Genomic DNA, 22,162 nt, shown 5'->3' with positions numbered 1-22,162 from the left:
CCACCGAGGGCCGCCGCCCCCGGCGGGGTCCGGCCGCCCTGCTCGCGATGGTGGCGCGTCAGCTGCGCCGCCCGCTGATGCGGGTGACCGCGCTCTACCGGCGCTCCATCCAGCTGCGGGTGGTCGCGGCGACCCTGCTGCTCTCCGTGACCGTGGTGCTGGTGCTCGGCGTCGTGGTGGTCGCCCAGGTCCGGGCCGGGCTGCTGGACACCAAGAAGCTCTCCGCCCGCAGCCAGGCCGGCGGCGGGTTCCAGAGCGAGCAGAAGAAGATCAACGAGGCGGTCGCCCTCAAGTCCAAGGTCGGCAGCACCGGGGACCCGACCAACGACGAGATCGGCACCTGGCTGCTCAAGCAGGTCTCCGACCTCGCCATCAGCGGCCAGGGCCTCTACTCCGTGATCGCGATGGTGCCCTCGACCGGTGCGCACGTGTCGGCCAAGAGCTCCGACCTGCTCGGCCCCCGCTACTCCGGCGACATCCTGCCGAGCAGCATCCCGGCCGGCCTGCGCGAGCAGGTCGCCGCCGAGCCGGGCGCCTCCTTCGAGAAGCCCACCGTCATCGACCGCTCGGCGGACGGCGGCTCCGAACCGCGCCACGACCCCGGCCTGGCGATCGGCAAGCAGTTCACCGGCCCCGGCGACATCGAGTACCAGCTCTACTACGTCTTCTCCTTCGAGCAGGAGAGCAAGACCCTCGACCTGGTCACCGGCACCCTGGCCACCGCCGGGCTGTTCGTGGTGATCCTGCTGGTCGGCATCGCCTGGCTGGTGGTGCGCCAGGTGGTCACCCCGGTCCGGATGGCCGCCGGGATCTCCGAGCGGCTGGCCGCCGGGCACCTGGAAGAACGGATGAAGGTCACCGGCACCGACGACATCGCCCGCCTCGGCGACTCGTTCAACCGGATGGCGAACGGCCTGCAGGCGCAGATCCGCCAGCTGGAGGAGCTGTCCCGGGTCCAGCGGCGCTTCGTCTCGGACGTCTCGCACGAGCTGCGCACCCCGCTCACCACCGTCCGGATGGCCGCCGACCTGATCTACGACAGCCGCGAGGACCTGGACCCGATGGCCGCCCGCTCCGCGGAGCTGCTGCAGGGCCAGCTGGACCGCTTCGAGTCGCTGCTCGCCGACCTGCTGGAGATCAGCCGGTTCGACGCCGGCGCCGCGATCCTGGACGCCGAGCCCGTCGACCTGCGCGACATCGTCGCCCGGGTGGTCGAGGCCGCCGACCCGCTCGCCCAGGCCAAGGGCAGCGCCGTGGTCATCCGCGGTGACGGCGAGCCGGTGGTGGCCGAGGTGGACTCCCGGCGGATCGAGCGCATCCTGCGCAACCTGGTGGTCAACGCGCTGGAGCACGGCGAGGGCCGGGACGTGGTGATCCGGCTCGGCTCCGCCGAGGGCGCGGTCGCGGTCGGCGTCCGGGACTACGGCATCGGCCTGAAGCCCGGCGAGGCCTCCCGGGTCTTCCACCGGTTCTGGCGGGCCGACCCCTCCCGGGTGCGGACCACCGGCGGCACCGGCCTCGGCCTGTCCATCGCGGTGGAGGACGCGCACCTGCACGGCGGCTGGCTGCAGGCCTGGGGCGAGCCCGGCGGCGGCTCGCACTTCCGGCTGACCATGCCGCGCACCCGCGGCGGCGAGATCAACCGCGCGCCCTTCCGGCTGGAGCCGGAGGACTCGCGCAACAACCGGGGCCTGGGCTCCACCGGTACGCCCTACCGCCGGGCCGCCCGCCCGGCCGGGGCCACCGCGCTGACCGCGGCCGGCGAGTCGTCGGTCGTGCCGGAGACGCCGGACGGCGGGCCGACCGGGTTCGGCAGCGGCCTCGGCGGGGTGCTGAGCATCGGTCCCGGCCTCGGCGCCCGCCGGGCACCCGAGGCGCCGCGCTCGGACCCCTCGGACGTCAGCACGGCCGGGGCGGGATACGGTGCCACCGGCGCCCAGATCGTCGTCGACCGGACGGTCGCGATGCCCTCGGTGACCCAGCGCACCTCCGGTCCGGACGCCGACGAGGACCTGGACGGCGGTTCGCAGGGCAGTCACAGCAGGGCCGGCACGGACACGGAGGGGTCGCAGCGTGCGAAGGACCAGCAGCAGGAGCGCTGACCCGCGCCGGGCCGCCACGGCCGGGGCCGTGCTGGCCTCGCTGCTGCTGGGCGGCTGCGCGGCCATGCCGGACTCCGGACCGGTCAGCAAGGTGGAGTTCTCGCAGGGCGCCGCGGACAAGAACCTCCAGGTCCGGGTCTTTCCGGTGGCCCCCTACAAGGGCGAGGAGCCGCGTCGCCTGCTGGCGGGGTTCCTGGACGCCTCGATCGCCGACGAGGAGGGGTACGACACCGCCAAGAAGTACCTCACCGAGGGCGCGCACAGCCGGTGGAACCCCGAGGCGGGCATCACCGTGCTGGCCGGCGACCCGACGTACAGCGGTGGCCAGGAGGTCAAGGAGGGCGACACCACGGCGGCCCTGACGGCCTCGGGCACCCAGGTCGCCAAGATCGACGCCCGGCACACCTACCGCTACGCCGACGGCGAGACGAAGGCGGAGTTCACCTTCGTCAAGGAGAACGGCGAGTGGCGGATCGACCGCCTGCCGGACGGGCTGCTCGTCAACCAGACCAACTTCCGCAACAGCTACCGGCAGTTCTCCCGCTTCTTCTACACCGGCGCCGACCCCTCGCTGCCGACCGCGCGCGAGGTGCTGGTCGCCGACCCGATCTACCTGCGCCGGCGAATAGACCCGCTGGCCGCCGCCGCCAAGGCCCTGGCCGGCGGGCCCTCGGAGTGGCTGGCCCCGGTGGTCAGCACCACGCTCGAAGGCGTCTCGGTGAAGCAGGTGACCGTCGACGACAGCAAGGTCGCCCGGGTCGAGGTCGAGGGCTCCGACCTCGGCGGCCGGCCGCAGTTCTGCCAGCGGATGGCCGCGCAGTTCTTCTTCACCCTGGCCGACCAGGGCAAGGGCCAGATCGACCGGCTGGAGCTGCGGAGCGGCAGCGGGTCCTGCTCGACCAGCAGGTCGCTCGCCGAGCAGGTCGCGCCGGGCAGCCTGGCCGGCGGGTCCACCGCGACCCGGCAGTACTACCAGCGCCACGAGACCGGGCAGCTGATGACGGCCGCCGACCAGGGCGAGGGCACCCCGGTGCCGGGTGAGCTGGGCAAGGTCCCGCCGCCCGGCCGCGCCCCGCTCGGGACGATCGCCGTCCGCCGGGACGGCCAGCGGGCCGCCGTCGTCAGCGGCGACGGGCAGCAGCTGTTCACCGTGAACATCACCGACGGCAGCGCGCTGGGCCAGGCGGTGCTCACCAGCGCCGGCCACCCGGCCCGGCCGGAGGACGGCCTGGCCTCGCCCAGCTGGGACGGGCGGGGCGACCTCTGGGTGGTGGACCGCGCCGCCCCGACCCCGCGGGTGAACATGATCCGGGAGACCAGGACGGTCACCGTGCCGGTGGACGACCTGGGCGGCCGGACGGTGCAGAGCCTGAAGGTCTCCTCGGACGGCGTCCGGGTCGCGCTCGTCCTCAAGGACGAGACCGGTGCCCGGAGCATGGCGCTGGGCGTGGTGACGCACACCGGTACGCCGGGCGCGCAGCAGGTACGGATCACCGGGCTGCGCACGGTCGCGCCGCTGCTGGCCGAGGTGGCGTCGGTGTCCTGGGCGGACACCGACCAGCTGCTGGTGCTGGGCAAGGAGAAGGACCGCCTGCAGCAGCTGTACTACATCAGTACGGACGGCTCGCAGAGCACCGAGGCCCCGCTGCAGGGCGGCGAGGGAATGGCCACGGTGGCCGCCTCGGAGGGCCGGGAGAACGGCAGCGTGCCGCCGGTGCTGGCGGTGCAGACCACCGAGAGCAAGATCTACCGGCTGACCGGCAACCAGTGGCGGGAGCTCGTGCTGCCGTACACCGCGAGTTCGTTCATCTACCCGGGGTGACCGGCGCCCCGCCGATGGCCGGCCCGCCGCCCGTGCGGGCGTCGTCGGCCGGCCCGTCGCCGGTGGAGGGGCCCGCGCCGGAGGCCGCCGGCCGGGCCGCGCCGGTGCGGCGCAGGCCGGCCGCGGCCACCGTGGCGGCGGCGCTCGGCGGCGCCCCGGCCCGGGCCAGCGCGCGGGCGGCCTCGCCGAGGCTGGCACCGGTGGTGACCAGGTCGTCGACCAGGACAAGCCGGCAGCCCGGGGCCGGCCGGTCCGTCCTCGGGGCGTCCTCCCACGGCCGGCCCGGTACCGCCTGACCGTTCGCCGGCCCGCCCGGTACCGTCTGACCGGCCGTCCGCTGACCCGGCGCCGGGTGACCGTTCGTCGGCCGACAGGGCGCCAGCCGCCCGGCCAGCCGGGCCGGTACGCACAGCGCGCCGTCCAGGTTGCGCAGGCGCGCGTCGGCCGAGAGCCCCGACTGGTCGGCCACCCGGCGGGTGTGCCGCAGCACCGGCGCGACCGCGGCGGGCCGGCCGTCCCGCCGCAGCGACCGGGCGGCGGCCCGGGCCAGCCGCAGGGTCGGGTCGTGCCCGCGCGCCCGGACCGACCCGCGGGTCGAGGGCACCGGGACCAGCAGCACCGGGCACCCGGCGCCGTCCGGGCCGAGGGCCGAGCGCACGGCCGCGGCCAGCGCCTCGCCCAGCGGCCCCGCCAGCGGCAGGGCGCCGCGTTCCTTGTGGGCCAGCAGCAGCCGGCGGACCTGGCCGGTGTACGGGGCGGCGGCGTGCAGGGAGGTGAAGGCGGTGGCACCGGGCCTCGCGGTGGCCAATGCGGCCCGGCAGGAGGGGCACAGCGGGATCCGGCCGACTCCGCAGCCGGCGCAGGGGGCCGGCAGCAACAGGCCCAGCAGGGCGCTGAACAGGGGCATTGCTCCTCCTGACCGCTCGCAGGCACGGAGAGTGAGGTCAGAATGAGCCGTCCGAGTGGAGTTGTCGAGGTGTTTACCCGTATTTCACCCGCAGGAGGGTAGGCAGGGTGCAACAGCTTTACAGCCAGCCCGGCCGCGCTAGGTTCGAACCGTTCCGTCCCGCTGAAGAGGCGAAATCCCCGAGTGAGGTGTTCCATGAGGCTCCAGGGGGTTTCAAGCGTCCCTGGTGGGGAGGAAGTGAGGTGAGGGCCAGTCGCGCTCGCCGCCCGCGGCGACGCGGAGGGCCGGCAGAGAATGGGCTGGTCCGGCTGGGTCTCAGCCCGATCCGGTAGTCAATCCGGGTCGGCGTCAGCACGAGGGATCGGAGTTCTGCGTGGACATCGTCGTCAAGGGCCGCAAGACCGAGGTGCCCAAGAGGTTCCGCGAGCACGTGGCCGAGAAGCTGGAGAAGGTCCAGAAGTTCGACGGCAAGGTGATCAGCCTCGACGTCGAGGTGTCCAAGGAACACAACCCGCGCCAGGCCGACCGGTCCGAGCGGGTGGAGATCACTGTCCGTACCCGTGGCCCAGTGATCCGGGCCGAGGCCGCCGCCGCGGACCCCTACGCGGCGCTCGACCTGGCCTCGGCGAAGCTCGACGCGCAGCTGCGCAAGTCCGCCGACCGGCGGCGCGTGCACAAGGGCGGCAACGGCCGTACCCCGATCAGCGTCGCGGAGGCGACGGCCGCGCTCGCGAACCTGCCCGAGACCGAGAAGGTCGACAACGGCGCCAACGGTGCGGTCCGCAAGACCAAGATGGGATCCCTGGAGGTGGAGGGCGACGGTCCGCTCGTCGTCCGCGAGAAGACGCACCCCGCCGCGCCGATGGCGCTGGACCAGGCGCTCTACGAGATGGAGCTGGTCGGCCACGACTTCTACCTCTTCGTGGAGAAGGACAGCGGCCTGCCGAGCGTGGTCTACCGCCGGCACGGCTACCACTACGGCGTCATCCACCTCAAGGCCGACGGCAACGCCGTCGCCGGTGAGGCCGGCGGCGCCGGCGGCGCGATCGGTGGCCCGGACGACGAGGACTGACCGGCCGCGGCCCTGGAGGAAGCAGCTCTGAAGGAAGTGCGGGTGACCCCGGCGGCCGGTGCCGCCGGGGTCACCCGCGAGCGGGCGCGGGAGGGCGCGGGGCGCTCCTTGTGACCGAAGCGGAACCGGGCCGACTCGGAGTGTGATCGGGGACCGCGTCATTCGTGGAATGATTGGCGCGACGACGACCGGCGACGGGGGAGGAGCGGATGGGGGATCATTTCGGGCTGGGGCCCGCCGGTGGGCCGGTCCCGGGGGTACCCGCGGGTGCGGGGGAGGCCTTGGAGCCCGATTACTCCCCCCGCAGGGGGGAGCCGATCCGCGTCCTGGTGGTGGACGACCACGCCCTGTTCCGCCGCGGCCTGGAGATCGTGCTGGCCGAGGAGGAGGACATCAAGGTCATCGGCGAGGCCGGCGACGGCGCCGAGGCCGTGCTGAAGGCCGCCGACCTGCTGCCGGACATCATCCTGATGGACGTCCGGATGCCGCGCCGCAGCGGGATCGAGGCCTGTACCGCGATCAAGGACGTGGTGCCCAGCGCCAAGATCATCATGCTGACGATCAGCGACGAGGAGGCCGACCTCTACGAGGCCATCAAGGCGGGGGCCACCGGCTACCTGCTCAAGGAGATCTCCACCGACGAGGTCGCCACCGCCATCCGCGCGGTCGCCGACGGCCAGTCGCAGATCAGCCCCTCGATGGCCTCCAAGCTGCTCACCGAGTTCAAGTCGATGATCCAGCGGCGCTCCGACGACCGGGACCTGGTGCCCGCGCCCCGGCTGACCGACCGGGAGCTGGAGGTGCTCAAGCTGGTGGCGACCGGGATGAACAACCGGGAGATCGCCAAGGAGCTCTTCATCAGCGAGAACACCGTGAAGAACCACGTCCGCAACATCCTGGAGAAGCTGCAGCTGCACTCCCGGATGGAGGCCGTGGTCTACGCGATGCGGGAGAAGATCCTCGAAATAGGGTGACCGCCCGCGCGCCCGCCCGGTTCGGCGCCCGCCGTCCCGTGGCGCCCGCCGTCCGGCGGCGCCCGCCGTCCCGTCCGGGAGTCCGGCCGCCCGGGCGTCAGTCGCCCAGGAGCTTCTCCAGGGCCGGCCGGAGCGACTCGTCAGCCAGGGCCTCCACCCGGACGCTCCCGCAGCCCACCCAGTCGGCGGCCTCGCGCAGTGCGCGGGCCAGCGGCTCGACGTACTTCGGTGCCTCCAGGGAGATCTGACGGGCCACCAGGGTGCGCCCCTCGCGGGCCGGGTCCACCCGGCCGACCAGCCGGCCGCCGGCCAGCAGCGGCATCGCGAAGTAGCCGTGCACCCGCTTGTGCCGGGGCGTGTACGCCTCCAGCCGGTGCGCCATGCCGAAGATCCGCTCCGTCCGGGCGCGGTCCCAGACCAGCGAGTCGAACGGCGAGAGCAGCGTGGTGCGGTGCCGCCCGCGCGGCTCGGCGGCGAGCGCCGCCGGATCGGCCCAGGCGTCGGCGGGAGCGCCCTGCGGGCCCCAGCCGGCGACCCGCACCGGCACCAGGCCGGAGTCGGCCAGCACCGCGTCCACCTGCTCGGCCTTGAGGCGGTGGTAGTCCGTGAGGTCCGTCCTGGTCGCGACCCCGAGCGCGGCGCCGGACTGCGCCACCAGGGTGCGCAGGCACTCGTGGTCGTCCGGGTCGCGGCCGAACAGCTCGGCCGGGACGGCCCGTTCGGCGAGTTCGTAGACCCGCTTCCAGCTGCGCCGCTCGGTGCACACCACGTCTCCGAAGGCGAGCGCCCGCTCCACCGCGATCTTGGTGTCGGACCAGTCCCACCACTCGGCCGTCCGCTTGGCGCCGCCCAGCTCGGTGGAGGTCAGCGGCCCCTCCGCGCGGAGCTTGTCCAGCACGCCCCGGTACGTCCGGGGGGTGACCTGGTGGCCCCAGAGGTTGCCGCGCGCACGGTAGCTGCGGCGGCGGAAGGCGAACAGCGGCCACTCCTCGACGGGCAGCACGCAGGCCGCGTGCGACCAGTACTCGAAGCTCGTGCCACCGCCCCAGTAGGCCGCCTCCACGGCGGGCCGGCCGACCGCGCCGAGCCGGGCGTACGGGATCAGCTCGTGCGAGCGGGCCAGCACCGAGATGGTGTCCAGCTGGACGGCGCCCAGGTGCCGCAGCACCCCGCGGACCCCGCCCCGGCGGTCCGGCACCCCCAGCAGGCCCTGTGCCCGCAGGGCGATCCGGCGGGCCTCGTCGGCGGTCAGCGTGGTGACGGTCATGCCTGGCAGCGTAGGGGGAGGGACTGACAACGGACCGGCCCGGTGACCGGTTTGACCCGGTAGGCAGGGCTATCGGCGGAAGTGCTCTCAGGGGTGACACGGGAATAGCGTGCTGACGCACCTCCCGGGGCATTGGACTCCTCGCATACGATGGCCCGTGCGGTGGGGTGGACCCCCCGTGCAGTCGTCCAGTGCCAATACAGGCAAGGAGCCCGCTCTAGTGTCCGTCTTCGACAAGATCCTGCGCGCCGGCGAAGGCAAGATCCTTCGCAAGCTGCAGCGGATTGCTGCCCAGGTCAACTCCATCGAAGAGGACTTCGCCAACCTCACCGACGCCGAGCTGCGCGCGCTGACCGACGAGTACAAGCAGCGCCTGGCGGACGGTGAGAGCCTGGACGACCTCCTGCCCGAGGCGTTCGCGACCGTCCGCGAGGCGGCCAAGCGGGTGCTCGGCCAGCGGCACTACGACGTCCAGATCATGGGCGGCGCGGCGCTGCACCTCGGCTACGTCGCCGAGATGCGCACCGGTGAGGGCAAGACCCTCGTCGGCACGCTCCCGACGTACCTGAACGCGCTGACCGGCAAGGGCGTTCACCTGATCACCACCAACGACTACCTCGCCGAGCGCGACTCGGAGTGGATGGGCCGGGTGCACCGCTTCCTCGGCCTCGAGGTCGGCGTGGTGCTGGGCAACATGACCCCCGCGGAGCGCAAGCGCCAGTACGGGATGGACATCACGTACGGCACCAACAACGAGTTCGGCTTCGACTACCTGCGCGACAACATGGCCTGGTCGAAGGACGAACTCGTCCAGCGCGGCCACAACTTCGCGGTGGTCGACGAGGTCGACTCGATCCTGATCGACGAGGCCCGTACGCCGCTGATCATCTCCGGCCCGGCCGACCAGGCGACCAAGTGGTACGCCGACTTCGCCAAGCTGGTGCAGCGCCTCAAGATCGACCGCGACTACGAGGTCGACGAGAAGAAGCGCACCGTCGGTGTCCTGGAGGAGGGCGTGTCGCGGGTCGAGGACTACCTCGGCATCGACAACCTCTACGAGTCGGTCAACACGCCGCTGGTCGGGTTCCTGAACAACGCCATCAAGGCCAAGGAGCTCTACAAGGCGGACAAGGACTACGTCGTCATGAACGGCGAAGTCATGATCGTCGACGAGCACACCGGCCGCATCCTGGCCGGCCGCCGCTACAACGAGGGCATGCACCAGGCGATCGAGGCCAAGGAGGGGGTGGAGGTCCAGAACGAGAACCAGACGCTGGCCACCATCACCCTGCAGAACTTCTTCCGCCTGTACGACAAGCTCTCGGGCATGACCGGTACCGGCACCACCGAGGCCGCCGAGTTCCACCAGATCTACAAGCTCGGCGTGGTGCCGATCCCCACCAACAAGGATCCGCGCCGCATCGACCAGCCCGACCTGATCTACAAGTCGGAGCCGGCCAAGTTCGCGGCCGTGGTCGAGGACATCGCCGAGAAGCACGAGAAGGGCCAGCCCGTCCTGGTCGGCACCGTCTCGGTCGAGAAGTCCGAGTACCTGTCGCAGGAGCTGCGCAAGCGCGGCATCCCGCACGAGGTGCTGAACGCCAAGCACCACGAGCGCGAGGCGCAGATCGTCGCGCAGGCCGGCCGCAAGGGCGCCGTCACCGTCGCCACCAACATGGCCGGCCGTGGCACCGACATCATGCTCGGCGGCAACTCCGACCACCTGGCGGCGGCCGAGCTCGCGCAGCGCGGACTCACCCCGACCGACACCCCGGACGAGTACGAGGCGGCCTTCCCGGAGGCGCTGGAGAAGGCCAAGGCCTCGGTCAAGGCCGAGCAGGACGAGGTCCGCGAGGCCGGCGGCCTGTACGTGCTGGGCACCGAGCGGCACGAGTCGCGCCGCATCGACAACCAGCTGCGCGGCCGCTCCGGCCGTCAGGGCGACCCGGGCGAGTCCCGGTTCTACCTCTCGCTGGGCGACGACCTGATGCGCCTGTTCAAGGCCGGCATGGTCGAGCGCGTGCTGTCGATGGCGAACGTCCCGGAGGACGTGCCGATCGAGTCGAAGATGGTGACCCGGGCGATCGCCTCGGCCCAGACCCAGGTCGAGCAGCAGAACTTCGAGATCCGCAAGAACGTCCTGAAGTACGACGAGGTGCTGAACCGCCAGCGCGAGGTCATCTACGGCGAGCGCCGCCGCGTCCTGGAGGGCGAGGACCTCCAGGAGCAGATCGGCCACTTCATGGACGACACCGTCGAGGCCTACGTGAAGGCCGCGACCGGTGAGGGCTTCGAGGACGACTGGGACCTCGACAAGCTGTGGACCGCGCTCAAGCAGCTCTACCCGGTCACCCTCGACCTGGAGGAGCTGGAGGAGGAGGCCGGCGGCCCCGCGGGCCTGACCTCCGAGTTCCTCGTCCGGGCCGTCCAGGAGGACATCCAGGCCCAGTACGGCGCCCGCGAGGACCAGCTCGGCGCGGAGATCATGCGTGAGCTGGAGCGCCGCGTGGTGCTCTCGGTGCTGGACCGCCGCTGGCGCGAGCACCTCTACGAGATGGACTACCTCCAGGAGGGCATCGGCCTGCGGGCGATGGCCCAGCGCGACCCGCTGGTCGAGTACCAGCGCGAGGGCTTCGACATGTTCACCGCCATGATGGAGGGGATCAAGGAGGAGTCCGTCGGCTACCTGTTCAACCTGGAGGTCCAGGTCGAGCAGCAGGTCGAGGAGGTCCCGGTCGCGGACGGCGAGATCTCGCTGGAGAAGGAGAGCCGCCCGGAGATCAAGGCCAAGGGCCTGGAGGCGCCGAAGCCGCAGCGGCTGCACTACACCGCTCCGACGGTCGACGGCGACGACACCGTGATCGAGGGCGACTTCGAGGACCTGGTGGAGGACGAGGGCGACGGCCTCACCCGGGCCGAGCGCCGCAAGGCCGCCAAGTCGGCCAAGGGCCGCCGCCGCAAGGCCTGACGCGGATCACGCAGGGCGCCGCTCCCCGGTTCGGGGGGCGGCGCCCTGCGTCGTGCCCGGGGGCGTGCGGGGGCGTGCGGGGGAGCCGGGCGCGCTCAGCGGGCCTCGACGACGGCACACTGCCACTGGCCGGTCCGCCGGTGCCGTTCCAGCCGGAAGGCCACCATGTGGTGCCGGGGGCCGAGCTCGACCCGGACGCACGCCTCCACGACCTCCGCCGAGGGCGCGCTGTCGTGCACCCGGCCGAGCCGGGGGCGGGTCGCGGCGCCGCGCGGGCGGAGCGGGCCGGAGCGGACCAGGGCGGTGAGCCCGCCGTAGCCGTCCAGGGTGGTGTGCCGCTGCAACTGGCCGGCCGGCCGTACGCCGGTGAGCACCTCGACCAGCCGCAGCGCGAAGCGGCCGGCCAGCTCGGCCCGGACGGCCCGCTCGGCACCGGTGCCGCCGCCGGGCCCCGGCCCGCCCCGGGCGGCCGGGGCGCAGGCCTCGCGGGGGTGCCGGGGGTGGCGCGGCGGGGCGGACCGGTGCGGGGCCGGTGCCTGCCGGGCGACGGGCGGGTGGTGCGGGCCGGCCCCGTGCGGCCGGGCCGGTGCGCGCGGCGGGGCGGGCCGGTGGCCGGAGGCTCCGGCGGGAGCGTGGCCCCCGTACGCGCGGCCCTCCGCGTCGTGCTCCCGGACGGCGTGGTCCCGGACGGCGTGGTCCCGGACGTCGTGGCCCCCGACCTCCCGGCCCCCGGCGTCGTGGTGGCGGGACTCGTGCGGCCGGGCGAGCGGCCGGATCCGCGGGCCGCGGACGGCGGGCGGGAGCGGACGGGCCGGCCGGACGGCGCTGTGCGGGGCGGCTGAGGACTCGATCATGCGCGGTACCCCCGGTTCGGGCGGGACGGACGGGCGGGCCTGCCCGGGCGGGGCCGGACCGGCGGGCGCGGCCGTTCGGCGCGGGCCGCAGTCCTGGTATCGGCGTCCGGAGCGCGGGGACGAGCGGCCGTGCGGCGGCCCGCCCGGCCCCGGCCGGTGTCACCTATCCGGGTGACCCGGCCCACCGGGCCCGGCCGGTGCGTCACGGCCCCCGGTAGCCCGGTTGACGGCCCCGACGGGCGGGGAGTGGCCCCGAAGGGGGACGGTCCCTCCTGTTAATTCTGTGCGGCCGATCGCGCGTGGCGGGAATGCTACTCGTCGGTAATGCCGAGGATCGGGTCAGGGACCCGCAGCGAGTCCCGGTGGGAGACGAGGGGCGGCAGGCCATGGTGACGCAGGCTTCGACGAGCGAGGGCAGGACGACGCCGGTGCCCGCCGGGGACGGGGTGCGGCGCGGCCTGGTGCTCGGTGGCGGCGGCATGCTCGGTGCGGCCTGGACGATCGGCGCGCTCTGCGCCGTCCAGGAGGCGACCGGCCGCGGGCCCGGCCGGGCCGAGGTGATCCTCGGGACGTCGGCCGGCGCGATCCTCGGCGCCCTGCTGGCCGGCGGCGTCGGCGCCGAGGAGCTGCGGGACCACCAGCGCGGGCTGCCGATCACCACCGGCCCGCTGGCCGGCGTCGACTTCGACTACGACACGGCGGCCGGCGGCGCCGTGCCGCTGCGGCCCCGGCCCGGCATCGGCTCGCCGGGCCTGCTGCGGGACGCCGTCCGCCACCCGCGCGAGTACCCCTGGCTGACCATGGTGTCGGCGGTGGTGCCACCCGGACGCGGCTCGGTGGCCCCGGTCGGCGAGCTGATCCGCTCCCTGCCCGGCCTGGACGGCCCGGCGGAGGGCTCACCGCTGCGGGTGGTGGCGGTGGACTACCGCACCGGCCGCCGGGTCGTCTTCGGGGACCAGGGCGCTCCCCCCGCCGAGTACGCCGAGGCGGTGATGGCCTCCTGCGCGATCCCCGGCTGGTTCGCCCCGGTGGAGGTGGCCGGCGGCCCCTACGTGGACGGCGGCTGCTGGTCGGCCACCAACGCGGACCTGATGCTCGGCCGCGGCCTGGACGAGGTCTACGTGCTCGCCCCGATGGCGCTGCGGCTGCACCCGCGCGGCCGCGCGGAGCCCGGCCGGGGCACGCTGGCCGCCCTGCGGGAGTGGCGCGAGCGGGACCGCCCCCGGGGCGTGCTGGCCCAGCTGGTCAGCCGCTACCGGCGCTCGGTGACCCGGCAGATGCTGCGCGAGGCCAGGCTGCTGCGGGCCACCGGCGTCCGGGTGCAGCTGCTCGCGCCGACCCTGGAGGACCTGGCGGTGATGGGGCCCAACATGATGGACCCGGCCCGTCGCGGTGAGGTGCTGGAGACCGCGCTGCGCACCAGCCGGGCCGCGCTGGCCGGCGTGCGCTGAGCCCCCGGCGCCCGGCGGGCGGGCCCCGCGCGGGCCCTCACGCCCCGGCCCGGGCGCCCCGGGCGCGGCGGCGGTGGTGAGCGGCGGGCACGAACGGGATGTAGCGGCGATCACCCGCGCCGTATTCTCTGTCTAGCCGTTCCGTCCCAGCCGTCCGAGAGCCGTGCTGTACGAAGACCTGGAGAGTGCCCCGATGCGCGTGTACGTGCCCACCACCTTGAACGGCCTGGCGGCGGCGCACCCGGGCGGCGCGTTGGAGCAGTCGGCGGCCTACGCCGTGACGCCCGCGCTGCGCGAGTGGTACGTCAGCGACGACCTGGAGGAGCTGGAGTACGCGGCACTGAACCGGGCCGCCCAGTCCTCGCTGCGCCTGCTCGCCGCCGACCCCGGGGCCCCGCGCCGGCGCGTGGTGCTGGCGCTGGACGTGCCGGACTCGGCCGTCCGGCCGTTCGCCGGCGACGAGTACCAGGACCAGGCCTCGCTCGGCCAGGTCGTGCTGGCCGGCCCGGTGCCGCTGGCGAAGGCCGCCGCCGTGCACGCGGACCTGGCGGACCAGGACGTGGTCGAGGACGTCGCGGCGGCGGTGGCGGCGATCACGGCCGCCGACGCCGGCGACCAGGACGCCCAGTTCACCGTGGACGGCGCCGAGGACCACGACCTGCTCTGGTTCGCCACCCAGGAGATCGCGTCGCTGCTGGCCTGACCCCGGCGGCCTGACCGCGGCGGGGACCGACCCCGGCGGCGGTGTCCGCGGCGGGCCCGGCACGGGTGCCCGCACCCGTCACTTCCGGTCCGCCGGGTGCTCCGGTTACCGTTCCGAGGTGCGAACTCATATCGTCTGGGACTGGAACGGCACGCTCTTCCACGACATGGAGGCGGTGCTCGGCGCGAGCAACGCCGCTTTCGCGACCCTCGGCATCGCCCCGCTGAGCCTGCAGGAGTACCGGGAGCAGTACGAGATCCCGATCCCGCGGTTCTACCAGCGGCTGCTCGGCCGGCTGCCCAGCGAGGCCGAGTGGATCCTCCTAGACGACGCGTTCCACGACCGGTACCACGAGCTCAGCCCGGCGTGCGGGCTGACCGAGGGCGCGCTCGGGCTGCTGAGCGCCTGGGGCGAGTCCGGCCACAGCCAGTCGCTGCTGTCGATGTACGAGCACGACCGGCTGGTCCCGGTGGTCGAGCGGTTCGGGATCAGCGGGCACTTCGTCCGGGTCGACGGCCGCAGCGGCCCGTCCGGCGGGCAGAAGGCCACCTACCTGTCGCGGCACCTGGCCGCGCTGGGCGAGCGGGTCGACCCGGCCCGCACGGTGCTGATCGGGGACGCCGCCGACGACGCGCTGGCCGCGCTGAGCGTCGGGGCGCACGCCGTGCTCTACACCGGCGGCTCGCACACCCGGGAGAAGCTGGAGCCGGTCGGGGTGCCGGTGGTGGACAGCCTGGCGGAGGCCGTGGAGCTGGCCGGCCGGCTGGCGGCCTGAGCCGGGGGCGACGGCGGCCGGCCGGTCCGGTGCGGGCCGGGCCGCCCGGCAGCCCGCGCGCCTGACGGCGTGTCCGGTGCCACGCGTCCGAGGGCGTGTCAGACCGGGCCGAACGGTGCGGAACTGGTCAATCTGGTTTGACGCCACCCCCGGCGCGCACCAGAGCGAGCGGAGCCACCATGCCCATCGACGCAGTGACCCAGGTCCCGACCCCGGTCAACGAACCGGTGCGCGGCTACGCGCCGGGCAGCCCCGAGCGGGCCCGGCTGGAGCGCAAGCTCGACGAACTCGCCGCCGAGACCGTCCCGCTGCCGATGACCATCGCCGGCGAGCAGCGCTTCGGCGGCGGCGAGCGGATCGACGTCGTCCAGCCCCACCACCACGCCGCCAAGCTCGGTGTGCTCGGCAACGCCACCCGCGAGGACTCCCAGCTCGCGGTCGACGCCGCGCTGGCGGCCGGCCCGGCCTGGCGCTCGCTCTCCTTCGACGACCGGGCGGCGGTGTTCCTGCGCGCGGCCGACCTGCTGGCCGGGCCGTGGCGCGAGACGCTCGCGGCGGCCACCATGCTCGGGCAGTCCAAGACCGCCCAGCAGGCCGAGATCGACTCCTCCTGCGAGCTGGTCGACTTCTGGCGCTTCAACGTGCACTTCGCCCGGCAGATCCTGGCCGACCAGCCGCTCTCCTCGCCGGGGGTGTGGAACCGCACCGACCACCGGCCGCTGGAGGGCTTCGTCTACGCCGTCACGCCCTTCAACTTCACCGCGATCGCCGGCAACCTGCCGACCGCGCCCGCGCTGATGGGCAACACCGTGGTGTGGAAGCCGTCCCCCGCCCAGACGCTCTCCGCCCACTACCTGATGCGGGTGCTGGAGGAGGCCGGACTGCCGCCCGGGGTGATCAACATGGTGACCGGCGACGGCCTCCAGCTGTCCCAGGTGGCCCTCACCAACCCCGCCCTGGCCGGGCTGCACTTCACCGGCTCCACCGCCACCTTCCAGTCGCTGTGGAAGACCGTCGGCGCCAACATCGGCAGCTACCGCGGCTACCCGCGGATCGTCGGCGAGACCGGCGGCAAGGACTTCCTGCTCGCCCACCGCTCGGCCGACCCGGACAGCCTGCGGACGGCGCTGGTCCGCGGCGCCTTCGAGTACCAGGGCCAGAAGTGCTCCGCGCTCTCCCGGGCCTACCTGCCGCGCAGCCTCTGGCAGAAGATCAAGGACGAGTTCCTGGCCGAGGTGGACGCGATCACCGTCGGCGACGTCTCCGACTTCAGCAACTTCATGGGCGCGCTGATCGACCGGCGGGCCTTCCGCAAGAACCAGGCCGCCGTCGACCGGGCCGTCCAGGACCCGACCGTGGAGCTGGCGGCCGGCGGCCAGTACGACGACGCCATCGGCTGGTTCGTCCGGCCGACGGTGCTGGTCTGCGGGGACCACCGCAACGAGATCTTCCGCACCGAGTACTTCGGGCCCATCCTCGCCGTGCACGTCTACGAGGACGCCCGCTGGGACGACGTGCTGCGCCGGGTCGACGCGGGCTCGCCGTACGGGCTGACCGGCGCGGTGATGGCGCGGGACAGGTACGCCGTCGCGCAGGCGGTGGAGGAGCTGCGGTTCGCGGCGGGCAACTTCTACATCAACGACAAGCCGACCGGCGCGGTGGTCGGGCAGCAGCCCTTCGGCGGCGGGCGGGCGTCCGGCACCAACGACAAGGCCGGCGCGGCCCAGAACCTGCTGCGCTGGACCTCGGCCCGGTCGATCAAGGAGACCTTCGTGCCGCCGTCCGCGTACCGGTACCCGTCCATGGGCTGAGCGCCGGACGGCGGGCGGCCGAACCCGCGGTGACGGCCTGCCGCACCGGCGCACGGCGGCGGCCCGGCTTTGGACAAGGTGTCCAGGACGGACCGATCTTCCTGCGGGTTTGTGCCTCCCTGTCCCCTGACACCTTCGTTTCCTCCCGTTAGGCTGGCTGACGTCGTCGGGTTGGCTCCGCAGGCCAAAACATCGTCTCTTACCCGTTACAAGGGCATTTCATGCGTGCCATGGAAGCCTTTCGGCCGGACGGTGCGGCAGGATTGCGGGAGACCCGGCGGTGCACACCCACACACCACCGAGTCACGCAACGGCGCGCGACAGGAGCCAAACAGCCATGCAGACCAAGCTGGACGCAGCCAAGGCCGAACTGCTCACCAAGGCAGCAGCAGCCGCTGAGAACAGCCAGGTGGGGGGAGCGGCGCCAGGGGAGGGTCTGAGCAACGGTGCTCTGACCGCGTACCTGCACCACTACTACCTCCACACCGCCCCCGAGGACCTGATCAGCCGGGACCCGGTCGACGTGTACGGGGCCGCCGCCTCGCACTACCGTCTCGGCCTCAAGCGGCCCCAGGGCACCGCCGAGGTCCGGGTGCACACCCCGAGCGTCGAGGAGAACGGCTGGTCCTGCGGCCACACGGTGGTCGAGGTCGTCACCGACGACATGTCCTTCCTGGTCGACTCGGTCACCAACGAGCTGTCCCGCCAGGACCGCGCGATCCACATCGTGATCCACCCCCAGCTGGTCGTCCGCCGTGACATCACCGGCAAGCTGCTGGAGATCCTGGACATCGACGCCTGCTCGCGCAGCCAGGCCGCCGGCGCCGAATGGCCCGCCGACGCCGTGGTCGAGTCCTGGATGCACATCGAGATCGACCGCGAGACGGACCGCGAGGACCTCCGCGCCATCGAGTCCGACCTGCGCCGCGTCCTCGGTGACGTCCGCGAGGTCGTCGAGGACTGGTCGAAGATGCGCGAGTCCGCGCTGCGACTGGCCGACGAGCTCGCCGAGCAGCCCCCGGCCCACCTGCCCGAGCAGGAGGTCGGCGAGGCCTGGGAGCTGATGCGCTGGCTCGCCGACGACCACTTCACCTTCCTCGGCTACCGCGAGTACGACCTGGTCGAGCACGAGGGCGAGGAGGTGCTGCGCGCCGTCGCCGGCACCGGCCTCGGCATCCTGCGCTCCGACCCGCTCAGCCACGACACCGACCACCACCCGGTCAGCGAGGCCTTCGGCCGGCTCTCCGCGCCGGTGCGCGCCAAGGCGCACGAGAAGAAGCTGCTGGTCCTCACCAAGGCCAACAGCCGGGCGACCGTGCACCGCCCGGCCTACCTCGACTACGTCGGCGTGAAGCGGTTCGACGCCAACGGCGAGGTGATCGGCGAGCGCCGCTTCCTCGGCCTGTTCTCCGCCGCCGCGTACACCGAGTCGGTCTCCCGCATCCCGGTGGTCCGCCGCAAGGTGCAGGACGTGCTGAACGCCTCCGGCTTCTCCAGCGAGAGCCACGACGGCCGCGACCTGCTGCAGATCCTGGAGACCTTCCCCCGGGACGAGATCTTCCAGACCCCCGCCGAGGAACTGCTCCAGATCGCCACCAGCGTGCTCTACCTCCAGGAGCGCCGCCGGCTGCGGCTGTTCCTGCGCCAGGACGAGTACGGGCGCTACTTCTCCGCGCTGGTCTACCTGCCGCGCGACCGCTACACCACCCGCATCAGGCTGCGCCTGATGGACATCCTGATGCAGGAGCTCAACGGCGCCGCGATCGACTACACGGTGTACGCCACCGAGTCGGTGCTGACCCGCCTGCACTTCGTCGTCCGGGTCACCCCCGGCAGCGAGCTGCCGCACCTGTCGGACGCCGAGGTCGAGCGGATCGAGGGCAAGCTCGCCGAGGCCGCCCGGTTCTGGATGGACGGCTTCAACGACCAGCTGCACATCGAGCTGGGCGAGGAGCGGGCCGCCGACCTGTCCCGCCGGTACGCCAACGCGTTCCCCGACGGCTACCGCGCCGACTTCACCGCCCGCACCGCCGTCGCCGACCTCAAGCAGATCGAGTCGCTGGCCGGCGAGGGCGACTTCCGCCTGAACCTGTACCAGCCGGTCGGCGCGGGCGACGACGAGCGCCGCTTCAAGATCTACCGGGTCGGCGGCCCGATCTCGCTGACCGAGGTCCTGCCCGTCCTGCAGCGGCTCGGCGTCGAGGTGCTCGACGAGCACCCGTACGCGCTGACCCGCTCGGACCACAGCACCGCCTGGGTCTACGACTTCGGCCTGCGGCTGCGCGAGGGCACCGAGCTGACCGACGAGGCCCGCGAGCGCGTCCAGGAGGCCTTCGCGGCCACTTGGACCGGCCAGGCCGAGAACGACGGCTTCAACGGCCTGGTCCTGACCGCCGGGCTGACCTGGCGCCAGGCGATGATGCTGCGCGCCTACGCCAAGTACCTGCGCCAGGCGGGCAGCACGTTCTCCCAGGACTACATGGAGGACGCGCTCCGCAACAACGCCCACACCACCCGCCTGCTGGTCAACCTCTTCGAGGCCCGCCTGAGCCCCAGCCACCAGCTGGGCGCGCTGGAGCTGACCGAGGGCATCGTCGAGGAGCTCTCCGGCGCCCTCGACGAGGTCGTCTCGCTGGACGAGGACCGCATCCTGCGCTCCTTCCTGCACCTCATCCAGGCGACCCTGCGGACCAACTTCTTCCAGCACTCCTCCGAGACCGGCGACTGGCACCGCTACGTCTCGATGAAGTTCGACCCCCAGGCCATCCCGGACCTGCCGGCCCCGCGCCCCGCGTTCGAGATCTGGGTCTACTCCCCGCAGGTCGAGGGCGTGCACCTGCGCTTCGGCAAGGTCGCCCGCGGCGGGCTGCGCTGGTCCGACCGGCGCGAGGACTTCCGGACCGAGATCCTCGGCCTGGTCAAGGCCCAGATGGTGAAGAACACCGTCATCGTCCCGGTCGGCGCCAAGGGCGGCTTCGTCGCCAAGCAGCTGCCCGACCCGTCGGTGGACCGCGACGCCTGGCTGGCCGAGGGCATCTCCTCGTACAAGACCTTCATCTCGGCGCTGCTCGACATCACCGACAACCTGAAGGCCGGCGAGGTCGTCCACCCGCAGGACGTGGTCCGCCACGACGAGGACGACACCTACCTGGTGGTCGCCGCCGACAAGGGCACCGCCACCTTCTCGGACATCGCCAACGGCGTCGCCGAGTCCTACGGCTTCTGGCTGGGCGACGCGTTCGCCTCCGGCGGTTCGGCCGGCTACGACCACAAGGGCATGGGCATCACCGCCCGCGGCGCCTGGGAGTCGGTCAAGCGCAACTTCCGCGAGCTGGGCCACGACACCCAGAGCGAGGACTTCACCGTCGTCGGCATCGGCGACATGTCCGGTGACGTGTTCGGCAACGGCATGCTGCTCAGCGAGCACATCCGCCTGGTCGCCGCCTTCGACCACCGGCACATCTTCCTCGACCCGAACCCGGACGCCGCCGTCTCGTACGCCGAGCGCCGCCGGCTCTTCGACCTGCCCCGCAGCTCCTGGGACGACTACGACAAGTCGCTGATCTCCACCGGCGGCGGCGTCTTCCCGCGGAGCGCCAAGTCGATCCAGCTCAGCTCCCAGGCGCGGGCGGTGCTCGGCATCGAGCAGGCCCGGCTGACCCCGGCCGAGCTGATGAAGGCCATCCTGCAGTCGCCCGTCGACCTGTTCTGGAACGGCGGCATCGGCACCTACGTCAAGGCCTCCACCGAGACCAACGCCGAGGTCGGCGACAAGGCCAACGACGCGATCCGGGTCAACGGCAGCGACGTGCGGGCCCGGGTGGTCGGCGAGGGCGGCAACCTCGGCTGCACCCAACTCGGCCGGATCGAGTACGCGGCGAGCGGCGGCCCCGAGGCCACCGGCGGCTGGATCAACACCGACGCCATCGACAACTCGGCCGGCGTCGACACCTCGGACCACGAGGTCAACATCAAGATCCTGCTCAACCAGGTCGTCGCCGACGGCGACATGACGGTCAAGCAGCGCAACAAGCTGCTCGCCGAGATGACCGACGAGGTCGGCCACCTGGTGCTGCGCAACAACTACGCGCAGAACGTGGTGCTGGCCAACGCCGTCGCGCAGGCCGTCAGCATGGTGAACGTCCACTCCCGGATGATCAACCGGCTGGAGGCCGACGGGCAGCTCGACCGGGCCCTGGAGTTCCTGCCCGCCGAGCGCCAGATCCGCGAGCGCCAGCAGAACGGCCGCGGGCTCTCCCAGCCCGAGCTGTCCGTCCTGCTCGCCTACACCAAGATCACCCTGGCCGACGAGCTGCTCGCCACCGAGCTGCCCGACGACCCGTACTTCCGCACCGCCCTCCAGGAGTACTTCCCCAGCGCCCTGCGGGCCCGCTTCGGCGACGCGATCGACGCCCACGCCCTGCGCCGGGAGATCATCACCACCCTGATCGTCAACGACACGATCAACCGCGGCGGCTGCACCTTCGCGTTCCGCCTCCGCGAGGAGACCGGCGCGACGTACGAGGAGATCGCCCGGACCCACACCGCGGCCCGCGCCGTGTTCGGCCTGGAGGACATCTGGGCCGAGATCGAGGGCCTGGACACCAAGGTCTCCGCCCGGGCGCAGACCCGGATGCGCCTGCACTCGCGCCGCCTGGTCGAGCGCGCCACCCGGTGGATGCTCAACAACCGCCGCCAGCCGCTGGACATCGCCGGCACCATCGAGTTCTTCCACGACCGGGTGAACCAGGTCTGGGGCTCGCTCCCCAAGCCGCTGCGCGGCGAGGACCTGGTCTGGTTCGAGCACGTCTACGACGAGCTGGCCGGGGCCGGCGTCCCGGAGGGCCTGGCCACCCGGATCGCGGGCCTGTCCTCGACCTTCCCGACCCTCGACATCACCGAGGTCGCGGACCGCTCGGGCAAGGACGTGGCCGAGGTCGCCGACCTCTACTACGACCTCGCCGACCGCCTGCAGATCACCCACCTGCTGGACCGCATCATCGAGCTCCCGCGGGTCGACCGCTGGTCCTCGATGGCCCGCGCGGCCATCCGCGAGGACCTCTTCGCGGCCCACGCGGCGCTCACGGCCGACATCCTGGCCTGCGGCGGCGAGGGCGCGACCCCCGAGGAGCGCTACACCGCCTGGGCCGAGCTGAACGCCACCCTGCTCAACCGCGCCAAGAGCACCCTCGACGACATAAGGGGTTCGGACAACTACGAGCTGTCCAGCCTCTCGGTCGCGATGCGGGTGATCCGCACGCTGCTGCGCACCGGTTCGATGCGCTGAGGCTGACGGCGTGAGGCCCGGCGACGGGTCCGACGGGTGAGGGCGGGACCGCACTGCGGTCCCGCCCTCACCCTTTTCCGCGTCCCCGGCCCCTCCCGGCGCGGCCCGCCCGGGCCGGACCCGCCACGATGTCCCGGGGATCGCGGGCGGACGGGGTGCCCGCCGGAGC

At 73.0% G+C, this 22,162-nt stretch carries 13 protein-coding genes; 10 read left to right on the top strand and 3 right to left on the bottom strand.

All coding sequences use genetic code 11. From position 1 onward, the window contains the following. The first annotated feature begins 47 nt into the window (after positions 1-47). Both mtrB and IE329_RS34635 read left to right on the top strand, forming a co-directional pair. Positions 48-2,102: an MtrAB system histidine kinase MtrB gene (gene mtrB / locus IE329_RS34640; protein WP_190215008.1), complete on the top strand. Its 2,055-nt coding sequence runs from the start codon at positions 48-50 to the stop codon at positions 2,100-2,102. Continuing rightward, positions 2,074-3,924 (top strand): LpqB family beta-propeller domain-containing protein, encoded by a 1,851-nt coding sequence (locus IE329_RS34635; RefSeq protein ID WP_190215002.1) that lies wholly within the window; start codon positions 2,074-2,076, stop codon positions 3,922-3,924. The genes mtrB and IE329_RS34635 overlap by 29 nt, the downstream gene beginning before the upstream one ends. On the opposite strand, the gene IE329_RS34630 is transcribed toward IE329_RS34635, so the two are convergent. Then, positions 3,908-4,831, bottom strand: coding sequence for a ComF family protein (locus IE329_RS34630; RefSeq protein ID WP_190215001.1), 924 nt, complete (start codon positions 4,829-4,831; stop codon positions 3,908-3,910). The genes IE329_RS34635 and IE329_RS34630 overlap by 17 nt on opposite strands. A 373-nt stretch (positions 4,832-5,204) precedes the next feature. Between IE329_RS34630 and hpf the strand changes: the two genes are divergently transcribed. Next, positions 5,205-5,903 carry a ribosome hibernation-promoting factor, HPF/YfiA family gene (gene hpf, locus IE329_RS34625; protein WP_190215000.1) on the top strand — a complete coding sequence of 233 codons (699 nt, stop codon included), beginning with the start codon at positions 5,205-5,207 and terminating at the stop codon, positions 5,901-5,903. 209 nt (positions 5,904-6,112) lie between these two features. Then, the gene (locus tag IE329_RS34620; RefSeq protein WP_073922999.1) at positions 6,113-6,877 is read left to right on the top strand and encodes a response regulator; all 765 of its coding nucleotides are present in this window, start codon (positions 6,113-6,115) and stop codon (positions 6,875-6,877) included. A gap of 97 nt (positions 6,878-6,974) precedes the next feature. On the opposite strand, the gene IE329_RS34615 is transcribed toward IE329_RS34620, so the two are convergent. Continuing rightward, positions 6,975-8,144, bottom strand: a complete 1,170-nt coding sequence (locus IE329_RS34615; protein WP_190214999.1) for a winged helix-turn-helix domain-containing protein — start codon at positions 8,142-8,144, stop codon at positions 6,975-6,977. Between the two features lie 220 nt (positions 8,145-8,364). Between IE329_RS34615 and secA the strand changes: the two genes are divergently transcribed. Beyond that, positions 8,365-11,112, top strand: coding sequence for a preprotein translocase subunit SecA (gene secA, locus IE329_RS34610; protein WP_190214998.1), 2,748 nt, complete (start codon positions 8,365-8,367; stop codon positions 11,110-11,112). 95 nt (positions 11,113-11,207) lie between these two features. On the opposite strand, the gene IE329_RS34605 is transcribed toward secA, so the two are convergent. Continuing rightward, positions 11,208-11,966: an Rv3235 family protein gene (locus tag IE329_RS34605; RefSeq protein ID WP_190214997.1), complete on the bottom strand. Its 759-nt coding sequence runs from the start codon at positions 11,964-11,966 to the stop codon at positions 11,208-11,210. A 386-nt stretch (positions 11,967-12,352) separates the two neighbouring features. Here IE329_RS34605 and IE329_RS34600 point away from each other — a divergent pair, with 386 nt between their 5' ends. From IE329_RS34600 to IE329_RS34580, 5 genes are all read left to right on the top strand, one after another. Further along, the gene (locus tag IE329_RS34600; RefSeq protein ID WP_190214996.1) at positions 12,353-13,417 is read left to right on the top strand and encodes a patatin-like phospholipase family protein; all 1,065 of its coding nucleotides are present in this window, start codon (positions 12,353-12,355) and stop codon (positions 13,415-13,417) included. Between the two features lie 193 nt (positions 13,418-13,610). Then, entirely contained in the window at positions 13,611-14,120 is a 510-nt protein-coding gene (locus IE329_RS34595; RefSeq protein ID WP_190214995.1) for a DUF6912 family protein, read from the top strand. 118 nt (positions 14,121-14,238) lie between these two features. Then, positions 14,239-14,895, top strand: a complete 657-nt coding sequence (locus tag IE329_RS34590) for an HAD family hydrolase (protein WP_190214994.1) — start codon at positions 14,239-14,241, stop codon at positions 14,893-14,895. A gap of 185 nt (positions 14,896-15,080) precedes the next feature. Continuing rightward, positions 15,081-16,706 (top strand): L-glutamate gamma-semialdehyde dehydrogenase, encoded by a 1,626-nt coding sequence (pruA, locus tag IE329_RS34585; protein WP_190215007.1) that lies wholly within the window; start codon positions 15,081-15,083, stop codon positions 16,704-16,706. Positions 16,707-17,043: 337 nt separating this feature from the next. Continuing rightward, positions 17,044-21,993, top strand: a complete 4,950-nt coding sequence (locus IE329_RS34580; protein ID WP_190214993.1) for an NAD-glutamate dehydrogenase — start codon at positions 17,044-17,046, stop codon at positions 21,991-21,993. Positions 21,994-22,162 lie beyond the last annotated feature (169 nt).

Origin of the sequence: Kitasatospora indigofera, from assembly GCF_014655955.1 — a bacterium.
GTDB lineage: Bacteria > Actinomycetota > Actinomycetes > Streptomycetales > Streptomycetaceae > Kitasatospora > Kitasatospora indigofera.
This window is presented reverse-complemented; position numbering and strand designations above follow the sequence as displayed.